23 protein-coding genes are annotated in these 25,310 nt (G+C 60.8%); 3 read left to right on the top strand and 20 right to left on the bottom strand.

All coding sequences use genetic code 11. From position 1 onward, the window contains the following. The first annotated feature begins 106 nt into the window (after positions 1–106). Positions 107–1,432 (top strand): ABC1 kinase family protein, encoded by a 1,326-nt coding sequence (locus Thiofri_RS19235; protein ID WP_009147761.1) that lies wholly within the window; start codon positions 107–109, stop codon positions 1,430–1,432. 77 nt (positions 1,433–1,509) lie between these two features. Here the strand turns inward: Thiofri_RS19235 and Thiofri_RS19230 are convergent, their stop codons facing one another. Beyond that, complete coding sequence (locus Thiofri_RS19230; protein WP_009147760.1) at positions 1,510–2,073, bottom strand: cytochrome b; 564 nt, start codon at positions 2,071–2,073, stop codon at positions 1,510–1,512. Positions 2,074–2,244: 171 nt separating this feature from the next. Beyond that, positions 2,245–2,796, bottom strand: coding sequence for an EF-hand domain-containing protein (locus Thiofri_RS19225; protein ID WP_009147759.1), 552 nt, complete (start codon positions 2,794–2,796; stop codon positions 2,245–2,247). A gap of 246 nt (positions 2,797–3,042) precedes the next feature. On the opposite strand from Thiofri_RS19225, the gene Thiofri_RS19220 reads away from it, so the two are divergent. Beyond that, positions 3,043–6,945, top strand: coding sequence for a DUF3683 domain-containing protein (locus tag Thiofri_RS19220; RefSeq protein WP_009147758.1), 3,903 nt, complete (start codon positions 3,043–3,045; stop codon positions 6,943–6,945). Positions 6,946–6,981: 36 nt separating this feature from the next. Next, entirely contained in the window at positions 6,982–9,321 is a 2,340-nt protein-coding gene (locus tag Thiofri_RS19215; protein ID WP_009147757.1) for a 2OG-Fe(II) oxygenase, read from the top strand. A 30-nt stretch (positions 9,322–9,351) separates the two neighbouring features. Here the strand turns inward: Thiofri_RS19215 and Thiofri_RS19210 are convergent, their stop codons facing one another. From Thiofri_RS19210 to Thiofri_RS19125, 18 genes are all read right to left on the bottom strand, one after another. Continuing rightward, positions 9,352–10,563 carry a protein phosphatase 2C domain-containing protein gene (locus Thiofri_RS19210; protein ID WP_009147756.1) on the bottom strand — a complete coding sequence of 404 codons (1,212 nt, stop codon included), beginning with the start codon at positions 10,561–10,563 and terminating at the stop codon, positions 9,352–9,354. After that, positions 10,560–12,263, bottom strand: a complete 1,704-nt coding sequence (locus Thiofri_RS19205; protein ID WP_009147755.1) for an FHA domain-containing protein — start codon at positions 12,261–12,263, stop codon at positions 10,560–10,562. The genes Thiofri_RS19210 and Thiofri_RS19205 overlap by 4 nt, the downstream gene beginning before the upstream one ends. 115 nt (positions 12,264–12,378) lie before the next feature. After that, on the bottom strand, positions 12,379–12,756 hold the full coding sequence (locus Thiofri_RS19200) for a hypothetical protein (RefSeq protein WP_223296702.1): 378 nt from the start codon (positions 12,754–12,756) through the stop codon (positions 12,379–12,381). A 44-nt stretch (positions 12,757–12,800) separates the two neighbouring features. Then, positions 12,801–13,340 (bottom strand): Rpn family recombination-promoting nuclease/putative transposase, encoded by a 540-nt coding sequence (locus Thiofri_RS19195; protein WP_223296701.1) that lies wholly within the window; start codon positions 13,338–13,340, stop codon positions 12,801–12,803. Continuing rightward, the gene (locus Thiofri_RS19190; RefSeq protein WP_009147753.1) at positions 13,330–15,318 is read right to left on the bottom strand and encodes a serine/threonine protein kinase; all 1,989 of its coding nucleotides are present in this window, start codon (positions 15,316–15,318) and stop codon (positions 13,330–13,332) included. The genes Thiofri_RS19195 and Thiofri_RS19190 overlap by 11 nt, the downstream gene beginning before the upstream one ends. 79 nt (positions 15,319–15,397) lie before the next feature. Continuing rightward, a complete protein-coding gene (locus tag Thiofri_RS19185; protein ID WP_190275787.1) occupies positions 15,398–15,985 on the bottom strand; it encodes a hypothetical protein in 588 nt (195 codons plus the stop codon). Between the two features lie 76 nt (positions 15,986–16,061). Then, positions 16,062–16,274, bottom strand: coding sequence for a hypothetical protein (locus Thiofri_RS19180; protein ID WP_223296700.1), 213 nt, complete (start codon positions 16,272–16,274; stop codon positions 16,062–16,064). 20 nt (positions 16,275–16,294) lie between these two features. Continuing rightward, positions 16,295–17,101, bottom strand: a complete 807-nt coding sequence (locus Thiofri_RS19175) for a MotA/TolQ/ExbB proton channel family protein (protein ID WP_323705597.1) — start codon at positions 17,099–17,101, stop codon at positions 16,295–16,297. After that, positions 17,098–17,517 carry an FHA domain-containing protein gene (locus Thiofri_RS19170; protein ID WP_009147749.1) on the bottom strand — a complete coding sequence of 140 codons (420 nt, stop codon included), beginning with the start codon at positions 17,515–17,517 and terminating at the stop codon, positions 17,098–17,100. The genes Thiofri_RS19175 and Thiofri_RS19170 overlap by 4 nt, the downstream gene beginning before the upstream one ends. A gap of 12 nt (positions 17,518–17,529) precedes the next feature. After that, a complete protein-coding gene (locus tag Thiofri_RS19165) occupies positions 17,530–18,108 on the bottom strand; it encodes an FHA domain-containing protein (RefSeq protein WP_040855500.1) in 579 nt (192 codons plus the stop codon). A gap of 141 nt (positions 18,109–18,249) precedes the next feature. Then, on the bottom strand, positions 18,250–18,426 hold the full coding sequence (locus Thiofri_RS19160; RefSeq protein WP_190275786.1) for a hypothetical protein: 177 nt from the start codon (positions 18,424–18,426) through the stop codon (positions 18,250–18,252). Between the two features lie 10 nt (positions 18,427–18,436). Further along, on the bottom strand, positions 18,437–18,619 hold the full coding sequence (locus tag Thiofri_RS19155) for a hypothetical protein (RefSeq protein ID WP_051023805.1): 183 nt from the start codon (positions 18,617–18,619) through the stop codon (positions 18,437–18,439). Between the two features lie 70 nt (positions 18,620–18,689). Next, on the bottom strand, positions 18,690–18,875 hold the full coding sequence (locus tag Thiofri_RS19150; protein WP_009147747.1) for a DUF433 domain-containing protein: 186 nt from the start codon (positions 18,873–18,875) through the stop codon (positions 18,690–18,692). 117 nt (positions 18,876–18,992) lie between these two features. Then, positions 18,993–20,861, bottom strand: coding sequence for a protein kinase domain-containing protein (locus Thiofri_RS19145; protein WP_009147746.1), 1,869 nt, complete (start codon positions 20,859–20,861; stop codon positions 18,993–18,995). Between the two features lie 93 nt (positions 20,862–20,954). Beyond that, positions 20,955–21,626, bottom strand: a complete 672-nt coding sequence (locus tag Thiofri_RS19140; RefSeq protein ID WP_323705591.1) for a YfaP family protein — start codon at positions 21,624–21,626, stop codon at positions 20,955–20,957. Next, positions 21,626–22,360 (bottom strand): PP2C family protein-serine/threonine phosphatase, encoded by a 735-nt coding sequence (locus Thiofri_RS19135; RefSeq protein ID WP_323705590.1) that lies wholly within the window; start codon positions 22,358–22,360, stop codon positions 21,626–21,628. The genes Thiofri_RS19140 and Thiofri_RS19135 overlap by 1 nt, the downstream gene beginning before the upstream one ends. Beyond that, complete coding sequence (locus tag Thiofri_RS19130) at positions 22,357–23,676, bottom strand: trypsin-like peptidase domain-containing protein (RefSeq protein ID WP_323705588.1); 1,320 nt, start codon at positions 23,674–23,676, stop codon at positions 22,357–22,359. Before Thiofri_RS19130 ends, Thiofri_RS19135 begins: the two co-directional genes overlap by 4 nt. 32 nt (positions 23,677–23,708) lie before the next feature. Next, entirely contained in the window at positions 23,709–25,292 is a 1,584-nt protein-coding gene (locus tag Thiofri_RS19125) for a protein kinase domain-containing protein (protein ID WP_009147278.1), read from the bottom strand. Between the last annotated feature and the right edge of the window lie 18 nt (positions 25,293–25,310).

Genomic DNA, 25,310 nt, shown 5'->3' with positions numbered 1-25,310 from the left:
GAATTCCGACCAGGCTACTGGGGAATGTCATGGCGGGGGTGACTCGAAAAGGGCAGACTGGCGCACTATTTACTGAAGCATTCAACGGAATTTAGGGAACCCAACAATGAGTCACTTTTCAGAAAGCGGCGGTCGCGCCGTTCCCAGTCAGCGTTTGAGTCGCCTGTGGCATCTCGGTCGCGCCACCACTGATCTGGCCGCTGGTGTTGGCGTGCGCGGTCTGATGGAACTGGCGCGCTCGCGTGGTTCTGAGTCCAACCGCATTCGTCTCAGTCCGGTCGCCACCCAGCGTTTTACCGACCGCCTCGCGCGCATGCGCGGCGCGGTGATGAAAATGGGCCAGATGATGTCCATGGACGGCGCCGATGTGTTTACGCCCGAGGCGGCCGCCATTATGGGCAGCCTGCGTGAGCGTGCCGAGCCGATGCCGCTCAGTCAACTCGCGCAGGTGCTGGAACGAGAATGGGGGGCGGATTGGAACAAGAACTTTCGTCGCTTTGACTTCACCCCCATCGCAGCGGCTTCCATTGGCCAGGTGCATCGCGCCGAGACCAAGGACGGGCGCCAACTGGCGCTGAAGATTCAGTTCCCGGGTGTGCGTGAGAGCATCGATAGCGACATCGACAATCTGGGCTTTCTCGCCCGCACCTTAGGCATGGCGCCTAAAGGGATGGATCCGCAGCCGCTGCTTGATGAGGCGCGCCGCCAGCTGCACCAGGAGGCCGACTACCAGGCCGAAGCCGAGGCACTGGAGGCCTATCGCGCGCGCATTGGCGATGATCCCGCCTTTTTGGTGCCGGCGGTGCATCGGGATATCAGTACCGCCCAGGTGCTGGCGATGGATTATATCGAGGGGGTGTCGATTGATCGGCTGTCAGAGACAGGATTCAGCCGCCAAGAGCGTGATCGCGTCTCCAGTGCGCTGACGGACCTGACCTTGCGCGAGCTGTTTGGCTTTCAGCTCGCACAGACGGACCCGAATTTCGGCAACTATTTCTATCAGCCGGAGTCCGGGCGGGTGGTGTTGCTGGACTTTGGCGCTACCGCGCGCATTGCGCCTTCGCTGGTCGCGGGGTTTCGCCGCCTCGCCGCCGCTGGCATGGCCGACGATGTGCCCGCCATGCACCAAGCGATCATTGATCTCGGTTATCTCAGGGCCGATGCGCCGCGCCAGAATGTCGATGCCCTGACCGAACTCATGCGCCTGTCCGGCGAGATGCTGCGTACTGAGGGTATTTACGACTTTGGCACCTCGGATCTGTTCGAACGCATTTATCAGCGCGGGCGCGAGCTATACCTGGCCGGTGCCTTCAGCGAGCTGCCCGATCCGTCCAGTTTGTTCCTGCACCGGAAGTTTGTTGGCACCTTCATGCTGTGCCGGCGGCTGCGTGCGCGCATTGATTTCCGCGCCATGATGACGCGGCATCTATAACAGCGCGCGACGAGTGAGCTGCGAGAGATGGTTGCTAGGGGCGACCTCCAGGTCGCCCAAGGCCAATGCTGGAATGCTCAGGTTCTTGGCGGGCTCCAGGGCAGCATGCGCTCAAGCGCATGATCCTTGCGCACATACTGATGCCACAGAGCTGCGGCGATATGCAGCCCAACCAGGCTCAGCAGATAAATCGCCATTGGCGAGCCGTGCAGAATCTCCATCACATGATGCAGCCAGGGCTGATCGCCGACCAGAGATGGCACGGGTATGCCAAAGAAGTTGGCCGGGATGTCCTTGGAGGCAACACGCAAATAGCCAAAAATGGGAATGGCCAGGGTAGAGAGATTCAGCAGCATGTGCGCGGCCTTGGCCGCCAGCACCGACCACTGGGGTGCATCCAGCAGCTCAGGAGGGGGAGCGATCTTGGCCCAGAAAATGCGCGCGAAGGTCAGCCCAAAGACCAAAATCCCGAAGGACATGTGCAGCCCAAGCCAGAACTTGAAGGCATCTGAGTCTTCCGCCGACCCGCTGCGCAGGGCGTTGGTGATTAGCAGGCCCACCAGCAGCAGCGCCACTAGCCAGTGGAAACCTTGGGCGATGATGCCGTATTTTCGAATGTCCGAAGCCGATTCGGTGCTCATGACGATGGTCCTCGTGGTGACTCGGTTAACTAAGGCGGCGAGTTTGCAAAAGAAGCCCGACCTTCGTCATGGCTGAATCGCAAGTCACGCCCCAGGCTGTTGTTTGCCGAATAGATTGGTTCAGCGCTGGACCTTGGCGGTAAGCCAAGGCCCAGGTGGCAAGGTGTTGCGTTATTGCTGTGCCGGTGGTGCCGCCATGTCCCCGTGCTGTTGCTGCATTTCTTCCATGCGTCTTTGCATTTCCTGCTGCAACTCATCGAAGAAAGCGGTGGCTTCTTCGGCACTGGCCACGCCATCGCTGTTGGCGTCCATGCGCCCGAAAGAGTCTAGTGCGGGCTGCATGAATTCGTCCGCGCTCACCTGTCCGTTTTTGTCGGTGTCGAGATTTTGAACAAAGGTTTCGCCTGGGTCTGGCATGCCGCGCTTTTTCATCTCTGCCATCATCTCCGGCGGCGCCTGCTTGGCAAAGGCTTCGCTGGCTTCTTCAGTGGAGATGGCGCCGTCGCCATTGGCGTCGGTCTCTGTGAAGCGTTGCTGTTGCGGGGTCTTGATTTCATCGACGGACACCTGGCCATCGCCATTTTTGTCGAGTTCTTTCATAAAGGCAGCGGTCGGTGTCGTTGGCCCATCGGCGGGTGGCTCTTGGGCCAGGGCGCTGGTGGCGAGCACTAGGGTCGCGAGTGAGGTGGTCAACAGGTTGGGGATCAGGTTGAAGGTGCGCATGAGCTAAGAAACTCCATTCTAATAAAGCGTGGAAGCGGCAGGATTGCCGGGAAACCTTAAGCCAAAGAATCCAGGGGGGACGCATTGGCCATTGCTGCGATAGGGTAATGCGCCAGCGGTGCGCTCGCAAACCCGATGTGCGACCAGTCCCGCTGCGGGCTGACTTTGCGGCTGCCGGATCGCATTGGGGGCTGCCCGAACCCTGGGTTACACTGAGACTCCCTTTAGCAACCCTAATCTGTTCGCATGACTCAGCCCGCATCCACCGTCGCTCCGATGGCTCCCACCGCACCAGCCTGGCGTATTCGCGAAATTCCCTACAATTACACCTCCTTTTCTGATCGCGAGATTGTGATCCGCTTTCTTGGCGAGTCAAGCTGGCGACTGATCGAAGAGCTGCGCGGCTCAAGGCGCACCGGGCGTTCGGCGCAGATGCTGTTTGAGGTGCTGGGCGACATGTGGGTGGTCAGCCGCAATCCTTATTTGCAGGAGGATTTGCTCGATAGCCCGCGACGCCTGCGGCAGTTGATCGAGGGGCTTGAGCAGCGCCTGGATCTGTTCGAACAGCGCCTGAATCAAAACCAAAAAGCCGCTGCTTTGCTGGACGCCGGGCGGGAGGCTGTGCGGCGTTTTGCCGAGGGTTTTCAGCAGGATCTGGCGCTGCGCGGGCGTATCGAAAAGCGCCTGGCCGAGGTGACCCGGCGGGATAATATTCAGTTCGGCGGCCTGGCGCGGGTTTCCCATGCCACGGACGCGACCGACTGGCGCGTGGAGCTGCCCTTTGTGGTCATCAGCCCGGATGCCGAGGCCGAGGTCGCGCCCATTGTCGCCGCCTGCATCGATTGCGGGCTGTCGCTGATTGCCCATGGCGGTAACACCGGCTATACCGGCTCGGGTGTGCCCTTATCTGCGCGTACAGCGGTGATCGACACCGAGAAGCTCGATACGCTGTCACAAGTCGAGACCATGGTCCTGACCGGCGTGGCCGAGCCTGTGCCAACGGTGCTTTGCGGCGCCGGCGTGGTGACGCGCCGGGTGGCGGAGCGAGCGGAAGCCCAGGGCCTCGCCTTCGCGGTCGATCCGACCTCCCAGGATGCCTCCTGCATCGGCGGCAATGTAGCCATGAATGCCGGCGGCAAGAAGGCCGTCATCTGGGGGACGGCGCTCGATAATCTTGCCTCCTGGCGCATGGTGACACCCGAGGCGCAGTGGCTGGAGGTTGAGCGCCTGGACCATAACCTCGGCAAGCTCCAGGACGCCGAACGGGTGCGCTTTCGTATCCAGCGTTTTGCCACCGATGGCCAGACGCCTATTGGCGAGCCGGAGCTGATTGATGTGCCGGGCGGCAGCTTCCGCAAGGCCGGTCTTGGCAAGGATGTGACCGACAAGGCGCTGAGCAACCTGCCCGGGGTCCAGAAGGAGGGCTGCGACGGCATTATCACCTCCGCACGCTTCATCCTGCATCGCATGCCAGCGCATACCCTGACGCTGTGCCTGGAGTTCTTCGGCGCCGATCTCGAGCGCGCGGTGCCGGCCATCGTCGAGATCAAGGACATGATCGATGGCCTGCCTGAGGTGCAGATCGCCGGGCTGGAGCATCTGGATGAGCGCTACATCCGTGCGGTCAACTATTCCACCAAGGCCGCGCGGCGCGAGCTGCCCAAGATGGTGCTGCTCGCCGACCTGGTGTCCGATGACGATGCGGCGTTGGGAGCTGCGGCTGCGGCCGTGCGCGAAAGCGTCACCGCGCGCGATGGCGAGAGCTTCATCGCCACCAGCCCCGAGGCGCGCCGGCGCTTCTGGCTCGACCGCGCCCGCACCGCGGCCATCTCGCGCCATACCAATGCCTTCAAGATCAACGAGGACGTGGTCATCCCGCTCGGGCGCCTGGCCGACTACAGTCGCGCCATTGAGCGCATCAATATCGAGCAGTCCATTGGCAACAAGGACCGCATCCTGGCTGCCGTGCTGGAGTATCTGTCCGGCCCCATGCCGCAGGCGGCACCCCTGGACCACGAAGACTCGGCCGAAGGGCAGGCCATTGTGGCCGCCAAATGCGAGGCGGCGCGGGAGGCTGTCAGTCAGGCACGGACTCGCTGGCAGCAAATACTCGCCGCACTCGACGAACCGGCCGCCGACCACCTCGAGTTGCTGCGCGAGAAGGAACGCGGCTTGATCCGCGCCGATGACGATCGCGGTGACACTCTGCTCGCCATGCTGCTGCGCCGCGATCTGCGCCAGAGCTATCGCAAGGAGGTCGCCAATCGGCTCAATGAACTCTTCGCCGGGCAGGAACTGCAACCGGTGCGCGAGCATCTCGCCGGCATTCATCGCAAGATTCGCGACGCGCGCCTGTTCGTTGCCCTGCACATGCACGCCGGTGACGGCAATGTGCACACCAACATCCCGGTGCATTCCGCCGACTACGAGATGCTGCACGAGGCCGACCGCATCGTCGATCGCATCATGACGCTGGCGTCCGACTTGGGCGGCGTCATCTCCGGCGAGCATGGCATTGGGCTCACCAAGGTGCGCTATCTGGAGCCCGAACGGCTCGCCGCCTTTGCCGCGTACAAGGAGCGGGTCGACCCCCAGGGGCGCTTCAATCCCGGCAAGCTGCTTGCCGGTAGCGGACTGGAGCTGGCCTACACCCCCTCGCTGCGGCTGGTCGAGCGCGAGGCCATCATTCTGGAAGAGACTGAGCTCGGCGCGCTGAATGATGACGTCAAACACTGTCTGCGCTGCGGCAAATGCAAGCCCAAGTGCATGACCCATGTGCCGCGCGCCAATCTGTCCTACTCGCCGCGCAACAAGATTCTCGGCACCGGCCTGATTATCGAGGCTTTTTTGTACGAGGAGCAGACCCGTCGCGGGCTGTCCCAGCGGCATTTCGCCGAGATGAACGACATCGCCGACCATTGCACCATCTGCCATCACTGCCAGCCGCCCTGTCCGGTGAATATCGACTTTGGCGATCTCACCATGCGTCTGCGCCGCATGCTGGTCGAGCGCGGCAAGAAGCGCAGCAACCCCGGCGCCTGGGCGGCGATGCAGTTCCTCAACGCGCACGACCCGCGCCTGGTGCGCCTGCTGCGCCGAGTGCTGGGTCGGGGCGGTTTCGCCGGTCTCAACCTGGCGCATCGGTTTGCGGCGCGCCTGGGCCTGACCAAAGGGCCGACCATGGCCCCCGGCGCCACCACCGGTCGGCCGCAACCAGTCGATCAGGTGCGGCAACTGGTCAGCCGGCCGATCCGGGTCGAGCTGCCCAAGCAGGGTTATCGGGAGGTGCTGCAGCTTGAGGACAAAACCCGCATCCCTATTCTGTGCGATCCCCAGGGCGCCCACGGCGAGGACGAACAGGCGGTGTTCTACTTCCCCGGCTGCGGTTCGGAGCGGCTGTTCTCGGACATCGGCCTGGCGACTCTGGCCATGCTCTACCACCAGGGCGAGCGGGTCATTCTGCCACCGGGTTATCTCTGCTGCGGCTATCCACAACGCGGTGCGGGATTAGAACAGCGCGGTCAGCGCATCACCATGGAAAACCGGGTGTTATTCCACCGCGTCGCCCACACGCTCAATTATCTCGACATTCACACCGTGCTAGTCTCCTGCGGCACCTGCATGGACCAGCTCACGCGCTACCAGTTCGAGCGCATCTTCCCCGGCTGCCGACTGCTCGACATCCATGAATATCTGATGGAACAAAAGGTGGCGCTCACCCCGACCGACGGGACGCAATACCTCTACCACGACCCCTGCCACACGCCGATGAAGGCCTACCAGCCCATCTCGGTGGCCAGCAAACTCATGGGCCAGCCGGTGGCACTCTCTGAGCGCTGCTGCGGTGAAGCCGGCACCCTGGGCACCGCCAGGCCCGACATCGCCAACCAGGTGCGCTTGCGCAAGGCCGAGGAACTGGCGGCTGGGCTGAAAACGCTAACCGGCGAAACGCGCGCAACTGATGGCCAGGCAAAACTGCTGACCTCCTGCCCCGCCTGCCAGCAGGGCTTGGCCAAGTTCACCGACCAGACCGGGCTTGACACGGACTACGTTGTGGTCGAGCTCGCCCGTCGCCAGCTTGGCGAGGGCTGGCAGCAGGGGTTCATCAAGGATTTAGCGTCCCGAGGCATCGAACGGGTCCTGCTGTGAGGCCCAGCGTTTGTAACGACACACTGGAAACCTGCCATGCTAAACATCCAAGAGCAACTTGCCGCGCTGCTCGAGCGTATCGACCGTCCCGGCGACTTCTATGCCACCGGCACGCTCGACATGCACCCACCACGACTGCGGGTGGAGGGTATCGGCACCATCGCGCTGCCCTTGTTGCCGGTGCAGGCGCAACAACTGATCGGCGTCGCCGAGCAAGCGCCCTATGGTCGTGGCAGCGAGACCCTGGTCGATACCGAGGTGCGACGCACCTGGCAGATCGATGCCGCCCAGCTGTCGCTCGAGGGGCAACGCTGGCAAGATGATCTCGCCACCCTGCTCCCGTGCATTGCCGAGGGCTTGGGCGTTACCGGTCAGGTCGAGGCCGAGCTCTACAAGCTGCTGATCTACGATGCCGGCAGCTTTTTTGTGCGGCACCGCGACACCGAGAAATGCCCCGGCATGTTCGCCACCCTGGTGATGATCTTGCCCTCTGAGTTCAGCGGCGGCGAGCTGATCGTGCAGCACCAAGACCGCGAAGTGCGCCTGGATCTGCGCCGCGATGATCCAGCCGCCATCGCCTACGCCGCCTTCTATGCCGACTGCCGCCATCAGGTGTTGCCCATCACCGACGGCTGCCGGCTGGCGTTGATCTACAACTTGGTCCGCCGGGATGGCGGCCCGCTGCCCCAAGCACCGGATCATGACAGCGCGCGCACCGAGCTGACCCGGCTGCTCAGCCTGTGGAGCGAAAGGCCCGATCAGGGCCAGGCTCGGGGCGAAGGGCAGGGCGGCCATCAGGATCAAGCCAACTGGCCGCGCAAGCTGGTGCTACCCCTGGAGTACGCCTACACCGAGGCCGAGCTCGGCTTTCGCGCGCTCAAGGCCATCGATGCCACGCTCGCGGCCGTGGTGCGGGATGCGGCCGCCGCCTCTGAATGCGATCTGCATCTGGCCATGCTCAGTGTGCAAGAAACCGGCTGGGCGGAATACACGGGCTACAGTCGCTGGGGTGACGACCTCGAGGTCGGCGAGGTGGACGAGCGGGTGCAGGAACTGCACAGTTGGCGCCGACCGGATGGTCGCTCGTCGGCCATGGGGGCCTTGCCCTTCACCGATCACGAGCTTTGTCCGCCCTCGATGCTCGAGGAGATCGCCGATGCCGAGGCGGAATTCCACGAAGCCACCGGTAACGCGGGCGCCAGCTTCGAGCGTCAGTACCAGTGCGCGGCCCTGGTGCTCTGGCCGCGCCGGCAACGCAGTGCCGTGCTTGCCGCTGGCGGACTGGATGTCAGCCTGCCTCGGCTGAGCGAGCTAATCGGGGACGCGGATGCTAGCGCGGGGGCCGATGCCGAGATACTGGCCGAGGCGCGCCAACTCGCACAAGCCATCTGCGCCGGTTGGCCAGCGTCCGACCATTCAGCATACTTTGCCAGCCGCAATGGCAAGAGCGCGCGCTTTCTAAGCGCCCTGCATCGGCTTGGCGATACCCGCACCACGGTTGATTTCATCGCCAAGGTCGCCGCCGCTGGCGGCTACAGCGCGCAGGACAACGTACCAGTGCTAGCCATCCTCGATGAACTGCCCGCCGAGCACGCCGGGGCGATTTTGAGCAGCCTGATCACCGGCAATGCCCAGCGCGACCCCAGTGCCTGTGCCGAACTGCTCGCCAAGGTGCTCGCCGGCAAGCCGGAGTTGACCGGCGAGACGGTAAAGCCCGCGGCCATGGTACTCCTCGACGGGCTGCCGATCGCGCCCCCTGCCCGGAGCTACTATGGTGCGCCAGAAAAGATGACGCCCGAACTGGTTACCGCGACCCTGGCGGCTTTCCAGCACCTCGACGGGGCACTTGACACGGCATCAGTCAATCCGCTCGCGCAACAGGCACTCGAGCGCTTTCTCACACACCCGGAAACCTATGATCCCGACCAAATCCTGATCCCAGCCGCGCGCGCAGTGCAGACCGGCGAGGCCCCACTGGCTGCCAACACTCCTCTGGCTGAGCAACTCAAGGACGCCATGATTGCGCTCTTGCGCCAGCGCATTGCCGAAGCGCTCGAGCCACCCGCCGACTGGCGCCGTCCGGCCAAGCTCAAGTGCCAGTGCACCCATTGCCAGGAGCTGAGCCGCTTCCTCGAATCGCCGAGCGATTCCACCTGGCGATTGAAGGCCGGGCAACAGGCCCGCGACCACGTCAGCCACCAAATCCGCACGGCCCAATGCGATTTGGACTTGACGACAGATAAGCGTGGCCGACCTTATACTCTGGTTTGCACCAAAAATCAGGCCAGTTACGCCAAGCGCCTGCGCCAGCGAGCCGCCGACAGCGATAACCTGCATGCGCTGCTCGATCCGAACGGCACAGGAGACACCGCCTGATCCGAGCGCCCGGGCTTTGTTTCATGCGCTCTATTCATCCTCCGGCTCGGGTGCGGGCACGGACTTCTCAGCTTCCATGTTTGTAGTTTTCGATGGCGGAACCGCTGGAGGCCGTATCTGTGAGTCTACTGGCTGGGGTTGTGCGTCAGCGGCTTCCAATGCCCCGCTATCTCGCATGGAGGCGCCAGCCTCGGAATTCGGCACTGAAGACTCTGGCATCTGAGTCGCATCCTCTGGCGGCTTTGCTGGCTCTTGCTTCCCGGGGTTGCGCAGTGACATGCCGATGGCGATGCCGATCAGAACCAGCACTAACGCAAGCCCAATGCCAATGATCAGCTTGCTTAAGCGCGACGCGAATTGGCGCGTCCCAGTCATCTCCTGGCGAGGACTGGTCATTGCACCATGTTGCGGACCCGGAGATTGGAGCTCGATCTGATCGGGTGGGGACGCCTCTGCGGCCAGAATGGCGAGGGTTGCATTATCCTGAGTCGGCTTCGCGACAGCTTTCAAGCTGGAGACAATGGCCTCGGCGGCCTGCTGGGCAGGCTGGCGAATCAGTTGCCGCAAGTCTTCAGCATCCAGGCTCCCATGAACGCCATCGCTGCATAGCAGCAGGCGATCACCCATGCTGAGCGGAACGAGATCGGTGCCTGAATCGATCAGAGGAATGTCCTCCAAACCAAGAAAGCTGGTCAGCGCGTCGCGCTCCGGGTTCTCGTCGGCGTCTGCCTGATCGACCGCCCCCTGGGCAACCCGGGCTTGCAGGATGGCGGCGTAGTTATGCTCCTGACTCAACAGGCTCAAGTTGTCCGTGTCAGCACGATAGCCATAGAGACGGCTATCACCTGCCGCGACCCAGTAAATCCCTTCGTGATGGGCGACGGCTGCCACCAGCGTGGTGCCCACCTGGCCTTCTCCATCCGAAGTGATCGCCAGTTGGTAGACGGCGGCATTCGCCGCTTCGAGCGCGCGCTGCAAGGCGTCTGGAATCGATTCCTCTGGTGCTTTCTCGGCATAGGCTTGGCGCAGGATCGCAACCGCTGTCTGGGCGGCGGCACGTCCGTTCTGCAGCCCGCCCATGCCATCGGCGAGGACTGCGAGCATCCCGCCATGGGTGCTGAATTCGAGGTCGTCAAAGCCGTGAAAGCCAAAGGCATCCTGCTGCTCGCCGCGCGTGCCGATCCATTGGGCGTTGCCAGGTGTCAGGAACACTTTGTTCTTGGTTGCGGCACTCGCTGTCATGACAGCACTCGCAGCTCGGTCTGTCCCACACCGATGCGGTCGCCATTTTGCAGCGGATGCGTCCCCTGCACGCCAACGCCGTTCAATCGGGTGCCATTGGTGGAGCTCAGGTCGCGCAGCACTCGCTGGCCATTGTCTAGGCACAAAACCTCCGCATGACGACCGGAGATTTCATCGTCGCCGGAAAGCACTAAGGCACAATCGGCGGACCGACCAAGTCGTGCTGGCTGCATCACGGACAGTTCCACAACCTCTCCGCGCCGCGGGCCGGTGACAAAGGCCAGCCGCAGCTGGGGCAAGATATTGACCGGAGGGGCTTGCGGGGTCGCATGATCCGCCGGGGGAACGCTGGGAGCCGCAGGCATCTGTCCGCGCTCGGTAACCAAGGCGTCCGCATCCAGGCTCAGCGACGGCTCGCCCGCCTTATCTGACGCGGTTGCGGGTATCGCCAGTTCAGCCTGGTCTGTCATTGTCGCTGCAGTGGTCTGAGCTAACTGGCGGCCCCGGGCGCGCAAGACAACCGCCAGGATGATGAGCAGCACCACCAAAGCGATGCCACCTGCCGCGAGCACCCAGCGCTCGTTACTGTGGAGAATGCCCGTGATGCCAGTCTCTGCTGCTTCTTCCGATGCGGTTTCTCCCGCATCCGCAGTGTCCGCTGCTTCGGGTTCAGATTCCGTGCCGGAAGAATCGGCGATGTCTTCTTCCGCGTCCTCAGGCTCTTCGGTGCTGACCGGTGGGGGCAACAAACGCAGATCGCTCCCATCCGTCAAGCGAAGGCCATCGTCGCTCAGCAACGTGATCTGCAGCCGGTAGCGGTTCCCGTCCAGGGTGCAATCCGGGCATTGCAGTCGCAGCCGCCAGACAGCGCGAATGTGATCGCGCATCTCGGCATAGGGCGCGGACAAGTCCTCCGCGCGATTCGCATCCAAAAACAGCCCGCCGGACTCGCGTGCAAAACGGCCCAGTGCCGCCAGCCCAGCCGTGCGCCGCTCCGCGCTCCCCCCGGTGCTCAGTCCGATGGCATAAATGGGGGCGGGATTCTCCGCCAGCCTTGCATGCACCTCGTCCGCCGTCATGCCGCCGGGAGCATCCTCCAGTCCATCGCTCAGAATCACAATCGCGCGCCGCCGCGGCCAATCGGCGCGCTGTTGCTGACCAAGCGTGATCGCGCGCACCAGCCCCTGATGCAACGCGGTCTGCTGGTCCGTCGGCGCGAGACGCCCGATCGCCTCATCCAGCGCCGACCGATCGGCTGTCGGTGCCAGGACGGTCTCAACCCGCTCACCGAAGGTGATAATGCCGGCCAAGTCATTCGGCTGGAGTGCCGCGACCCAGGCCATCAGGGCCGCGCGAATCTGCGCGAAGCGGGCGGCGGAGAGTGATCGCGAACGGTCAACCAAAAACAGGTAGAGCACGCCTTCCTCTGTCGCCGCGAAAGGCTCGACGCTTTCAATGGCGCCGGCATGGGGACCGATGGTGACGTGCAAACGCTCCGGGTCGAGATCTCCGACAGGCTCCCCATGCGCATCGCGCACATCGAGATAGGAGGTGAGCTCGGTCCCATCCTGCCAGCTCTGTGACAGTCGCAGTTCGGCTGGCTCCGTCGCCGCGGCCGTTGCCGACGCAATGCCTGCCATGAATAGAGGCAAAAAAAGCGCGGCGGCGATCAGATGATGCGAGGCGATGATTCTTTTCATGAAGACTGGCCAGTGATCAAGTGTTGCTGTCAGGGAAGTGCCGCAGCTGTCGGCAGCGATGTTCAACCAGGGTCAGGCGGCGCGGCAAATCGGTGAAGTGCCATAACGTCTTGGTCTAGTCGTCATAATTGCCATGCAGCGCACGCACCTGCTGAAGCGGCAGACGGGTCGTCTGCGCGATCTGCTCGTCGGTCAAGAGGCCAAGCTTAATGAAATTCCGCGCCGTCTCGCGTGCCGATTCCTCACGACCTTCCTTGCGGCCCGCTTTGTGACCGGCTTTGCGGCCATCCTGGCGTTCCCGTTTCACTAAATGTTCAAGATTTTCCACCAACATTGCTTTGTCCTCGGTGAGAGAGTGAACTTGCCCGAGATCGATTCGGTTGCCCAGCCGTTTTAGGTGGCGCTTCAGCCAACGGGTGATCAAGCGGTCGAGACGTTCTTTGTTGGGATCGGCGCGAATCAGCGCCGCCAGCCGATCCACGGCCGCCTGCAAGCTCGCCCAGTCGCTTGAAGCGTTCTCGACCTCGAACAGACCCGTCAGGGGGCTGTTGATCGCCGCCAGCTCATCTTGGCTGTAGCGTCCCTCGTCGATGACCAGATAGCGCAGATGCGGCTGATAATGGCGCAAGAACGCCGGCGGCTTGGGGCGCACCAGCCCATGAATGTCCGCGCCGCAGTCCAGCGTCCGACGCCATTGTAGAGCACGATGGGCAACAGCGGCGGCAGGCCCTGCTTGAGCGAGGTTACCTTGGTCTTGAGCAGGTGATCATAAAAACAGGCCACATAGTGCAGCAGCCGAATCGCCACGCGCGCATCGACGCTGGACTGGAACTCCAGAAGCAGAAACAGAAACACACGCTGGCGCAGCCCTTGCCAAGCCACCTCGACCGACCAGACCACGTCATCGATCTTTTCTTCAAACAAAGGCGTAATGTAATGCCCGCTGTGGTTGGTCAGGATCGCAAAGTCCATCATCGTCGCCACCTCGGGCGGCGCGAAGCCTTCGATGAGCTGTTGGACAAGCTCGGGATGGCTGAAGAGTTCTTTGTAATTGAGATTTCGGGGGTTAGTTCGCACCAATTCTGCGCAATGAGCCGGAAAAACCACACTCAGCTCCATGGTAATAAGAACAAGAAAACTCTTTTATTACAAGAATGTCATCAGAAAAACGAAACGCTAAATTGCAATCAGAGCTTTCTTTTTCGTCTTCAAATAGAGCTTCGCTCTCAGAAATCCAACTAGCTTTGCCACTTAATTCGCCGATACACCTATTCTGAAAAATCTTTACTTTGAAGAATAAGCCTGTAATCTGTGCGTCGATATTGGCTTCAATCTGGTAATCGACCCCGTAAAAGTTTTTTATATACCCAGTCGTGTAGATTCCTGATTTTCTTTTGTTGGCGTTTATGCGTCTTTCTAAAACCATTGCAACATGATTGCCTGGTTCAATTTGACGCAAACGTTCAATTCGATCTTTCACTCGCTCAAGATTCGATGATCTAAATGCCTCATGCGCACTATTTTCATAAAATTCAATCATTTTTTTAAAAGCTTGTTGTGCTTCTTGATTATCCGCGTCGTTTTCCAGTAGTTTTCGAAAACAAAGGAACGCATTGTCATCTCCCGGATGAGTATAACGCATGTTCCTCATGTGCTCACGGCAAGTCGCGAGTAACTCAGCGTCTACTGCTGCGAATGGTGGCGACGTTTCAACTTCAGGTTGCGATTCAGCCTTAACTGCAGGCAGCGATGATGGTTCACTCGCGGCAGTCCTGTCAGGCTTCGTTTCAGATGTTAACGACAGCTCGGTTTGCCCCGTCGATTTTGATTGCTCGGTAACCGGTTCTTCTGGTTGGATCATCCCTGTTGCCAATGGCTCGTAATCGGCCGGTGGCGACTTGAATTGAGACAGCAGCGCAATCGCGATAAGAACACCCGCCAGCGTACTAACTTGTACGCCCACGCCAACACGGGACCGGCGGCGCCCGTCCGTTGGTGGCGCAGCTTGGGGTTGTGATGGCTCAGTTAGAAGTTGCGCGTCATTTGGCACCGCTGGCGATTGGGCGACGAGAGGCACAACTAGCAAGTCGAGTCCCTGCTGAAACGCCCTTACCGACGCAGGTCGCTCGTCCATATTGATTGCCAATGCCTGCGTCAGAGCCGTGCTGATCGGTGAGCGGATACCAAAGTCGGAGGCCGGGCGCAGGTCATCACCCGCCATGCGCTCGGTCGCCTCGGGCGGCACGAATCCCGTCAGCATCCGATACAGCACCGCTGCCGCGCCATAGATGTCGGTCGCCGGTCCTTGCTGGCCTTTACGATGATACTGCTCAAAAGGGGCATACCCCGGACTGATCACTACCGACAATGACCGCGAGCGCTCCCCCATCGCCTGCCGCGCGGCTCCGAAGTCGAGCAGAATCGGGCGCACGCCGCCGGTATTGGTCTGGGCGAGGTAGATGTTCTGCGGCTTGATGTCCCGATGCAGAAAACCTGCGGCATGGACTGCGCGCAGACCATCGAGAATCGGCTGCATCAGTGCCAGCGCATCCGCCTCGGACATGCGACTGCCGGGCAGGCTGTCGAGGTGCTCTTGCAGCGAGCAGCCTTGGTAGTAGTCCATTACCAGATAGGCGGTGCCGTTTGCTTTGAAGAACTGGCGTACGCGAACCAGGTTGGGATGATCAAGCTTGGCGAGCGTGCGGGCCTCGGCCAGGAATTGCTCAAGCCCGTAACTGAAGAGTTCCGTTTCGTCGCTACTGTGAGGACGCAAGGTGCGGCTGTCCTGGGCGCGGACGGCCAACTCGCGTGGCAGATACTCCTTGATGGCGACCGTCGCCTCGAGCATCTGGTCCCAGGCGAGATAGGTGATGCCAAAGCCGCCCGGTTTGCCAAGCACGCGGCCAACAACAAACTGATTGTTGAGCAGTGTTTGCAGCGGGAGCGCCTGCACCGGGCGCGGGGCGGCTTCATCAAAGCCGCAGTGCGGGCAGGGATTCGCGGTACCCTTTGGCTTGAAACAACCTGGGCAAAGTTGATCCGGGGCGGCCGTCATGCGGCTATCCTTGGCAGGTTTTAATGCGATTGGGTGGATTGCTTACTACGCAGGTATTCTGGATTTAATGACAACCAGATCAACTCGCATCGCAAATCCGGTCGAAAATCAGTAGGGCGACTCGGGAGCAAACGGCTTTCACCGACGGCCAATCTTGCCACGGTGATTTCAGCCCTTTGTATTCGGCTAGCTCGGTTTCTTCAAGATCATAAGGCATCGGGTTGGCGAGTTGAATTTCTAACTGCTGTAAAGGGGATTCCCCATTGCTCTGCGGATAGAGTTGGTCAAAAGGGTCAAGAGCGGCGGTCAGGTCTTCGATACTCATACAATCAGCCAATGCGACAAAGTCCAGATAGTCCCGCGTGGCATTGCGCTTGAGGATCAGAATCCCTTTGATGCGAAGAATTTCGGCTTCCGTTGGTAGGCGAATTTGTTGCTCTTGGATTGAAATCGTCCGCGTCTCAAGCGGCGCGTCCCGAATCAACTGCCTAATGCCTGTCTCAATTCCGTCAAGTCGGCCAAGAATCTGCACCGGACGCTGTACGCGGGCCGTTTTCCACCCCGCGACCGATTCGAGTTGTTCAAGAACGGTGTCGAAGTGAAATTTGAGGTCAGTCAGAACATGATCGGCATCGCGCGAAAACCGGTGCTCGGCAACCAGTGCCACGGCGGTTCCTCCGACCAATACGGCTTCTGGCAGTAGGCGCTGAAGCCTGGCTGCCGCGGACAGTACCTGTTCCCAATCAGGCAGTTTTTCGGTGTGCTTCGACATAGCGCAGCCAGAATAGGTGGCGTTGGGCATAAGGGTCCGAGGCATACTGACCGCATACCCGCTCGACCTTGTTCAACAGAGCCGAATCAGCCAGCACGGCGCGCCTTAGTTCCGCCCAGTCGTTGAAATTCCCGCGGGAAATGACGTCATCAATGGCCGCGAGCGTGAACCTCTGATGATTCAAATGCCGATGTTCCATTGCGCTCAATGCCCGGCATAGAGCCGATTGACGAGATTGACCAGGGTGTAGTGTCCCGCTTGATTCAATACCCGCTCCTCACGCGTTTGCACCAAATTGAGTAGCAGCACCAGAATAGCGCTTTCGATCAATGCGACCAGGGTGGTGTAGAACGCGACTCCCAGGGCTTGCGCGATCTCACCGAGCGGCTGGGTGCCAGCGCTGGGGTCGATGAGATTCAGCGCCAGCGCGATGCCGATCACGGTGCCGGTGAAGCCGATGGTGGGGATGACCCAAACCAAATAGCGCAGCATGGCGTAGCACAGATCGACCCGGTGGGCGATCAACTCCAGGCTGGAATTGAGCACGCTGACCACCTGATCGACCGAGCGACTCGACTGGAATTGCAGGATGCACAGGTCGATCAACCCCGGCAGCACGCCTTGCTCGCCATCGTGGCGGCCGGCAACGCGCGCGCGAATCGCCGGCAGGTCGTGGCTTTGCAGCACCACGCGCGGGTCTTCGGGCAGCAGATGCCCGGCGAGCAGTGCGGATTCGTCACGCAGTGCACGCCAGCGTAAGAACAGCTCGCCGAAGCCCGCGAACAGCAGCAGGTGCATCAGATTCTGAATGGTAAAGGGGTAGACGAAAGGCGAATTGGGCGGCGGCAGCGCGTGATGGTCGAGCAGCAAAACCGCGACCGGGTCGCCGGCGGACAACAGCACGCTTAGCAGGGCAATGAACATCAAGGCACACAGCAGCGCCAGGACGCGCACCAGCCAGGCCGGCGGGACGCGGCTGACGACGGTTGGCAGGGGTGCCGGCTCGGTCATTGGCCACAGGCGGGGCAAGTGCCGCCGACCGCCTTGATGGCGCCGCAGTCACAGCGTTCGAGTGGCTCGCCTAGTGCGGGCGCGGGTGTGGGTTCGGGCTCACTCGGTGCCTCGGTCTTGGATGCAGCAGCCGGCGACTTAAGCCGCCAGGCTTCGAGAATCTCCCGCACTCGTAGGCGTGCCTCGCCGAAATCAACCTGATCCATGGGCGAGACCAGAGCCTGATGCAGGCGTTGACGCTGGCCGTTCGCCGCAATCAGAAAGGTGCCGTTGCGGCTGCGGCAGTCGGTGAGCAGCAGTTTGCCGTCGCCCAGAAAGCTCAGCTCGGCATGCTGGCTGCTGACGGTGTGATGGTTGAGCGCGATCTCGCAGCGCGGATCGCGACCGATGTGGATCTTGGTAGTGGGCGAGGCCAATTTGTGCTGACCTCAGTCCCCATCCGACCAGCGGAAGGGCTCGCCGCAGAAGGGCACGAACAGCAATTTGCTCGCGCCCAACTCGATCCGGTCATAGGCCGTCAGCACCTCGGCGGCGAGGACTTCGTCATCGTTCAGATAGACCAGCCCACGGCTGTCGCCGGGCGCGAGGCTGAAGCGGTTCTTCTTCGGGTTGTAGCTGATCACCGCGTGATTCTCGCGACTAATGCTGGCATCGCCGGCAATGGCTATATCCATAGTCGGTGCACGCCCAATAAAATTGCGCTCACTATGGATGCGAAAATCCCGCCCCTTGTCCGGCCCCTCAATGCACACCAGCCAGCCGACAACCGGATCGATGCCACCGAGTTTCTCGGCCCAGATGTGTCGGGTAACGCCATCGTCACGCTGTGGCGGCGCCCCGACGCGACCGGCGGCTCGGGTCACCGATGCCTCCACCTCAACATTCTGCGCGACCGAGTTGGAGACGCCAACGGTTGCACCGATGTCCATATCGACACCGCAATAGGGGCAGGTGGAATGCGCGCTGTCGTCGTAGAAATGGCCTTTGCCGCAGGATTTCATGGGCATGCTCTTGGTTCCCTCAAAGCGGAGTGCAAATGTCTTGGTCGAGTATCTTAGCGCAACATCGTGTTGCCGTGCGCATCGACTAAGGTGGTGGCTTCTTCACCTTGTCGCAGAGCTTTGGGGTGAGCGTTTCGAGGTCTTTTTTCAGCTTGCCGCGTGAAGCGAACCCGATAGCTCCAGAGGTTCCTTGAAGATGTCCTCAAAAGAGCGAATCGCGCCCTTTTCCGCTTCGATTCGGGCCTGCTCGAAGGATTCTCGGAAGCCTGGCAAGGACAGCAGATCCAGGGTTTCGATCAGGCTCTCGTGCTCGGTCTCGGACATCAGTACGCGTCTAGTGCCGGTTTTTCTCATGTAACGCTTGCACTTGCTGGAGCGGCAGACCTGTCGCCTGCGCGATCTGCACATCGGTCAAAATGCCAAGTCTGATGAGATTGTGTGCGGTCTCGCGCGAGGACTCCTCACGACCTTCACTGCGCTCCCGTTTCACCAGGTTCTCGAGATTTTCCACCAACATCGCTTTGTCCTCGGATAACGAATGGACTTCATCATGCCGCCAAAGATCCAAATCGTTTGACTGTGGTCATTCAAGCCGCGAAGGCGAGCGCCGCCAGGATGTCTTCTCGCGTCAAATCTTCGTAGTGAGCCAGGATCTCATCAATTCTCATCCCGCCGGCCAGCCATTCGAGGATGTTTTCGACCGGATAGCGCAGTCCACGAATGCAAGGCTTTCCGTGGCAGATGCCAAGATCAATTGTAATCAAATCGGTCATGAATACTTTCCCCATAAATTAATGCAAGAAATTTGGATGTGTAACAAAATCTTACTCATCGAGCAAGTGTGAATAACGTGGTCTTTCCCTGATTTTCCTTAGATTTAAGTTGCAATGTCAGCTTGTTTTCTTCCACGTTGCTATTGCCTTCATGGCATTCTTGGCGCTAATCGTATCTTTCGGCTCGAAACCTTTTGAGCTGAGATTTTTTTCTCTCCATTGGTTTCCTAGTCCGCCAAAAAGAAGCGCTATGCCGATACTAATCAAGGAGTATAGAGTGTCAGGTGGCGGCCCAGCCCCGACGATAGGCTCGGCTTCCAAAGCGCCTTCAATTAACCCAAGAGTAAAGAATCCAACAAAGTATAATATTCCAATAACCCAGAGTTTCTTGAAAAACGCCCAGAATCCCCCGAAACAGAAGGCTGGCCATGACCAACCTTGCTTGACCGCCTCAATCTTCCCTGTGTGGGAGATAAAGATTTTATAGTGTTTGAGTTTTCCTCTCGTGTCATTTCTGCTCTCTTGCTTGATTTCTTCTTTGCTTACAAACCATTCCCCATCGATCAGGCGGCCCTCATAGAATCCATCTCGAATCATATCGATCACTTTAGCTTCGGTAAGTCCCTTGAGTCCCGCGAACTTTTTGACTGGAATCTCGCTTTGGAAATTCTCTGAAGTAAATTCACTTTCATAGAGGCTTGAGTGGCCATTCTGATTGCCCCGTAAGTTCAAGCTATAGGGGTACGTATCTTCTGTTGGGTCTAACTCGTCCTTACTGACAAACCACGATCCGTTCACCAAGCGACCAATATAGAAGCCATCTCGTATCATATTGATAACCTTGGCTTCTGGTATGCCTTTTATTTGAGCAAAGTCAGTCAAAGGGATTTCGTTTTCGTTAGCTTCCTCGCGCTTGGCTTTGCGAGCACCAACATTGCTCTTGGAAAATGTCCTTGAGGGTGTGACTTCATCTTTGGGGTAGGAAGGCGCATTATCTATACGATGCTCTGGATCTTTCGGCTTTATTTGGTCTTGGATTGCTTGCGCTGTTTGAGGCCGATCTGAGGGGGTAACCGCTAGCGCCGAAGTAAGCGCCTTACTGAGAGCCAGAGAGACGCCAAAGTCGCTGGCCGGTTTGAGTTCGTCCGCGCTCATGCGCTCTGTAGCTTCAGGCGGCTCGACGCCTGTCACGGCTTTATAAAGCACCGCCGCTGCTGAATAGATGTCAGTCCAAGGCCCTTGCTGGCCTTTGCGCTGGTATTGCTCGAACGGTGCATAGCCAGCGCTGACTACCACTGATAGCGAGCGGCTGCGCTCGCCCATTGCTTGGCGCGCGGCACCGAAGTCCAGCAGGATCGGGCGCGTGCCGCCGGTGTCGGTCTTGGCCAGATAGATGTTCTGCGGCTTTACATCGCGGTGCAGGAAGCCCTTGGCGTGCACCGCACGTAGCCCATCGAGAATCGGCAGCATGAGCTGAACGGCGGCCTGCTCTGGTAACTTGCCACCCTGTTGGTCTAGGTACTCAGCTAGGGACACGCCATCGTAGTAGTCCATCACCAGGTAGGCGGTGCCATTCGCCTCGAAGAACTGGCGTACCCGAACGATGTTCGGATGATCGAGCTGGGCAAGCGTGCGTGCCTCGCGCAGGAACTGATCGAGGCCGTAGCGGAACAGCTCGGCATCTTCTACTGAGTGGGCGGCGATCGTGCTCTTGTCCATATCACGCCCGGCCAGATCGCGCGGGAGGTATTCCTTAATCGCTACGCGCGTATGTAGCTGTTGGTCCCAAGCCAGATAGGTAATGCCAAACCCACCCGGCCTACCGAGCACGCGGCCAACGAGAAACTGGCCATTGAGCAGCCTATGGTGAGGTAGAACGAGCGGCCCACGCGGCACCTGTTCGTCATAACCGCAGTGGGGGCAGGGATTGGCACCTGCAGTAGCGGCGAAGCAGCCGGGGCAAAGGTGCGCTGAGTCAGTGGTCATCGGCGATGATCCTGGGCATTCGTGGGCGATGGAGCCATTGTAGAGCGGTGTTCGCTGGTGCGGCAACGTGCGAGTAAGGTTGCAACCGACTTATTATCGCAACGAAACGTTACCGTCGGCATCGACCTGAATGGTCGTGATGAGCGCGGACTCACTCGTGCGGTTTAGCCGCACGGTCGGAAAGGCGTTGCTTCCGTCGCGATGAAAGACGCGGCCCTGCACGACAGCCGGCTTGCGAGCATCCTTGTCTTTGTAGAGCTGGGCGAAGATCTGGTAGCGGCCCGGCGGGGCATCGCGCACTTCCCAGACCTCGTTGCCAGGTCCATTAATCGTATCCTCGCTCAGCTCTCCGGGGCGCCCGGGGCGGGTTTTGTGCTCGAAATAGAACTCAGCGCCGCTGGGGTCGATCACATGCAGATCGATATCGTCGAGCGTGTTCCAGCGGATATAGAGCACCAGAAAGGTGCGCGCCAGCCGGCTGACCAGGCTCTCAGCCTGCTGCCGTTGGCGCTCTGCCTCGGCGCGTGCGCTCTGGGTCTCCGCCTCAGCGGCTTCTCGCGCCGCCTCGGCACTCGCCAGCTCGGCCTGGGTGGCATCCAGTGCCTGCTGCAATTCGGCGATGCGGGATTGATCGGCGATGGCGTCGCGCTCGTAGTAGGGCAGCAGAATGATCATGATGATCAGAAAGGCTGCCATCGCGCTCGCGAACACATCGAGCATCGATAGGTTGAAAATCGAAATCTCGCGGCTGCGGCGCTTGAGCATCAGGTCGGCGATCCGTCGACGAAAATGGCCATGGCGCTGTAGTTGTCATGGCCGGGTTCGGCGCGCTCAAGCAGGCGCTGCTCCATGCGCTCAAGCCAGGCCGTCGGCTCGCTGGTCTCGGCCAGCGTCTGTTGCATTTCGTTCTCATCAACCCATTCCCAGAAGCCATCGCTGCACAGCAGAAAGACATCGCCCGGTTGCAGCGCGACTGTGGCCTCGGACAGCGCTGGCTTGGGTGGGCGCTCCTGTCCCAGACAGCGCAGCAGGCGGTTGCGATCCTCGTGACCACGGATCTGCTCCGGTGTAATCTCCCCGGCCAGTGCCAGCACCTGGGGCACGCTGTGATCGGCGGTCTGCACCCACAGACGCCCGGCGCGAAAGCCATACAGCCGACTATCGCCAACATGCGCCCAGCGGGCGTTGCGGCCATCGCTGCATAACAGCACCAGAGTGGTGCGCATGGCGACCAGACGCGCGGCCTCTTGCTGACCATCGACCACGGTCTGGTGGGCGGCGGCGATAATCTCGGTCAGATTGGGCAGACCGGTGCTGGCGACCTGGGTGGTGGCAAGAACTGCGTTGACGGCAAGGCGCGAGGCGATCTCGCCGCCACCGTGACCGCCGAGACCATCGGCCAGCACCCAGATGCCTTCGCCTTGCCCCAGTGCGTCCTCATTCAGAGTGCGCCCGCCGGCGACGCTTAACTGGGCGGTGCGAAAGGTTAGGGTGGTCATGTCAAAAGTACCTCGAAAGCGACCTCAGCCGTTGCCAGATCGACGCGGCCGCCCGGCGTCAGGGTGGTCGAGCCACCGGGTGGCAGTGGCTCGCCATTCACAAAGGTGCCGTGGGAAGACCAGCAGTCCTCGACCCGAAACTGGCGTGTCGGGCGATCATAGCTGATCAGCGCATGGCGTTTACTGACTCGACCAAAAGTGGGTGGAATCACCAGTTGCGCCATGGCCGGATCGCGGCCGATGGCAAGAGGCTCGGCACCGAGCGGAATCTTGACGCCGGCATAGGGGCCGGCGAGGCCGCGCAGTTGCGCCTGTCCGGGCGGCGTTTGTGCTGGCGCTGCGGCGGGCTGCGGAGCGCGTAAGCTCGACTGGCGGACGGCGGTGCTCGGGGTGGCAGAGCGAGCGCGGCGGGCAAGCAGGGTCAAGACCATCAGGCCCAGCGCCAGCGCGGCGATGGTCAGCCAGACGCCGCCGGATAGGACATGGTCAGCGGCCTCTGGCCGGGTGGATTCCACCCGATAAGCGATCCCGAGACGATCTAGATAGGGCAGCAGTTCATCGCTGACCACGGCCCAGCCGATGCCCTCGCCGAGCGGCACCCGCACCGGCGTGCCATCGGAATCCGGGTCGGTGGTGGCGACCTCCGTCAGTGCCTTCATGGTGTTGATGCCGATCACGCGGCCAGCGGCGTCGAACAGCGGCCCGCCGGAGTTGCCGGGATTGATGGCGGCGTCGAGCTGGATCAGCCGAGGCAGACCAGCGCCCGGTGCCGCCGGGTCGATGCGACTGACCACGCCAGTGGTCGCGCTGGGATCGGCCAGATCGCCGGCGTCTTCGCGGTCGGCCACACAAGGAAATCCATAGGCGACGACCGGGTCGAGCTTGCGTACGCTGGCCGCACTCGCAAAGGTGACTGCCGGGCGGCGCAGTGGTCGATCCAGTGCCAGAATGGCCAGATCGCGATTCGTATCCGAGCTGACGACCTGTACCCCGACCACCGGCTCGCCGGCTGGGTCGCGCCCGTCGCGCTCGGTTGCAGAGATCAGCACCGCAGCCTGTCCCGCCGCGGCAGTGCAGTCGACCACATGCCAATTGGTGACGACGTGACGACCATCGCCAATGACGAAGCCTGATCCAGTGCCGAGCTCCGTGCCATCTTCGCTCAGGCACAGCACCCGCAGCGTTGCCGCATCCATGTGCGCGCGGGTGGCGTCGTCGCTGGAGCGCAGCGGCGTGCTGGCAAGCAGGGTGCTGAGTGCTGTCAGCGACAATACCAGTGCCGCTGCGGTGCGTGAGCTGGGTCTTCGGCTGATCACAGGGTTTGTGCGCAAGATGCAAAAAAACAAAATCACTGTCCGCCGCGCACCAACCGCACAGCACTGCCGTTGCTCTTATTGCCGAGGTTGACGTAGCCATCGTTGAAGGAGACAGGCCACGCGCCGTACGAATAGTTGGTAGGCGGCGAGGCCGACCAGAAACAAATAGATGGCGTATTAGGAAAAGCTTCAAGGTGGATCGTTGGTCGAACATAATGGCCTTTGCAGGCGCTATTCGTGACTTTCCAATAATCTGGTTGACCGCTTGAACAGTAAACAAGCGTTTTCAATTCATCGATTGTCGGTACGCGCCAATCGCTGTAACCGGCAAACTCGGGCCAAGTCTTCTGTTGTCCGTTTGGCATGATCGCATCCCATGTCATCTTGACTGCCGATCCAGCACAAGTCGTTCCAGTCCACTTCTGCCCAAGGCTGCAGCGCATCCACTGCAAGCCAGTGCTGAGATCAGTTAAGGTGCCGTCGCCATGATCCTGGTAGCGCTGTTCAAACAGTGATGGCGAAGCCCCCTGCCGCTGTTTCTCTCCGGGAAGCAGTGACGCACCTCCGCTCGGATGCCTGACCTCGGGACGCACTTTAGAACTGCTGGGCACGGCGGGCGGCATATCCTCGGCACGCGCAACCGACGGCTGGAGCATCTGCTGAAAAGCCGCAACTGACTCTGGCCGCGCGTCCATCTTCATCGCCAGCGCAAGAGCGAGCACCGCGCTGGCCTGCGGACTCACGCCAAACTCGGTCGCTGGAAGCAATTCATCCCCGGCCATGCGCTCAGTTGCTTCGGGCGGCACCACGCCGGTCACCATCCGATACAGCACCGCAGCTGAACTATAGATGTCCGTCGCTGCGGCTTGCTGGCCTTTGCGATGGTATTGCTCAAAAGGCGCATAGCCTGGACTGATGATCACTGAGAGTGACCGGCTGCGCTCCCCTATTGCCTGCCGAGCGGTGCCAAAGTCGAGCAGAATTGGGCGCACACTGCCGAAGTCGGTTTCGGCGAGGTAGATGTTCTGCGGCTTGATGTCGCGATGCAGAAATCCCTTGGCATGAACGGTGCGCAGACCGTCGAGGATCGGCTGCATCAGCGCCAGCGCTTTTGACTCGTTCATCCGGCTGTTTGGCTGCGTCTCCAGATGCTCTGCCAACGAGCAGCCCTGGTAGTAATCCATCACCAGATAGGCGGTGCCATTGGCCTCGAAGAACTGGCGTACCCGCACGATATTGGGATGATCGAGCTTGGCGAGCGTGCGCGCTTCGGCGAGGAATTGCTCCAGGCCGTAGCGGAAAAGATCGTTCTCGTCCGTGCTGTGCGGATGCAGCGTGCGGCTGTCTTGGGCGCGCACTACCAACTCGCGCGGCAGGTATTCTTTAATGGCTACGGTGGCCTCAAGCAGCTGATCCCAGGCCAGGTAGGTGATGCCGAAACCGCCGGGCTTGCCGAGCACTCGACCGACCATGAATTGATCGTGAAGGAGGGTGCGCAGTGGTAAAGCCTGCACCGGGCGTGGGGCTGCCTCGTCGAAGCCACAGTGCGGGCAGGGGGTCGCACGGCCTTTGGACTGGAAGCAGCCGGGGCAAAGCGCGGCGGGGTTGGTGTCCATGATCTGTCTTTACTTCGT

Source organism: Thiorhodovibrio frisius (assembly GCF_033954835.1).
In the GTDB taxonomy this organism is placed as follows: domain Bacteria; phylum Pseudomonadota; class Gammaproteobacteria; order Chromatiales; family Chromatiaceae; genus Thiorhodovibrio; species Thiorhodovibrio frisius.
This window is presented reverse-complemented; position numbering and strand designations above follow the sequence as displayed.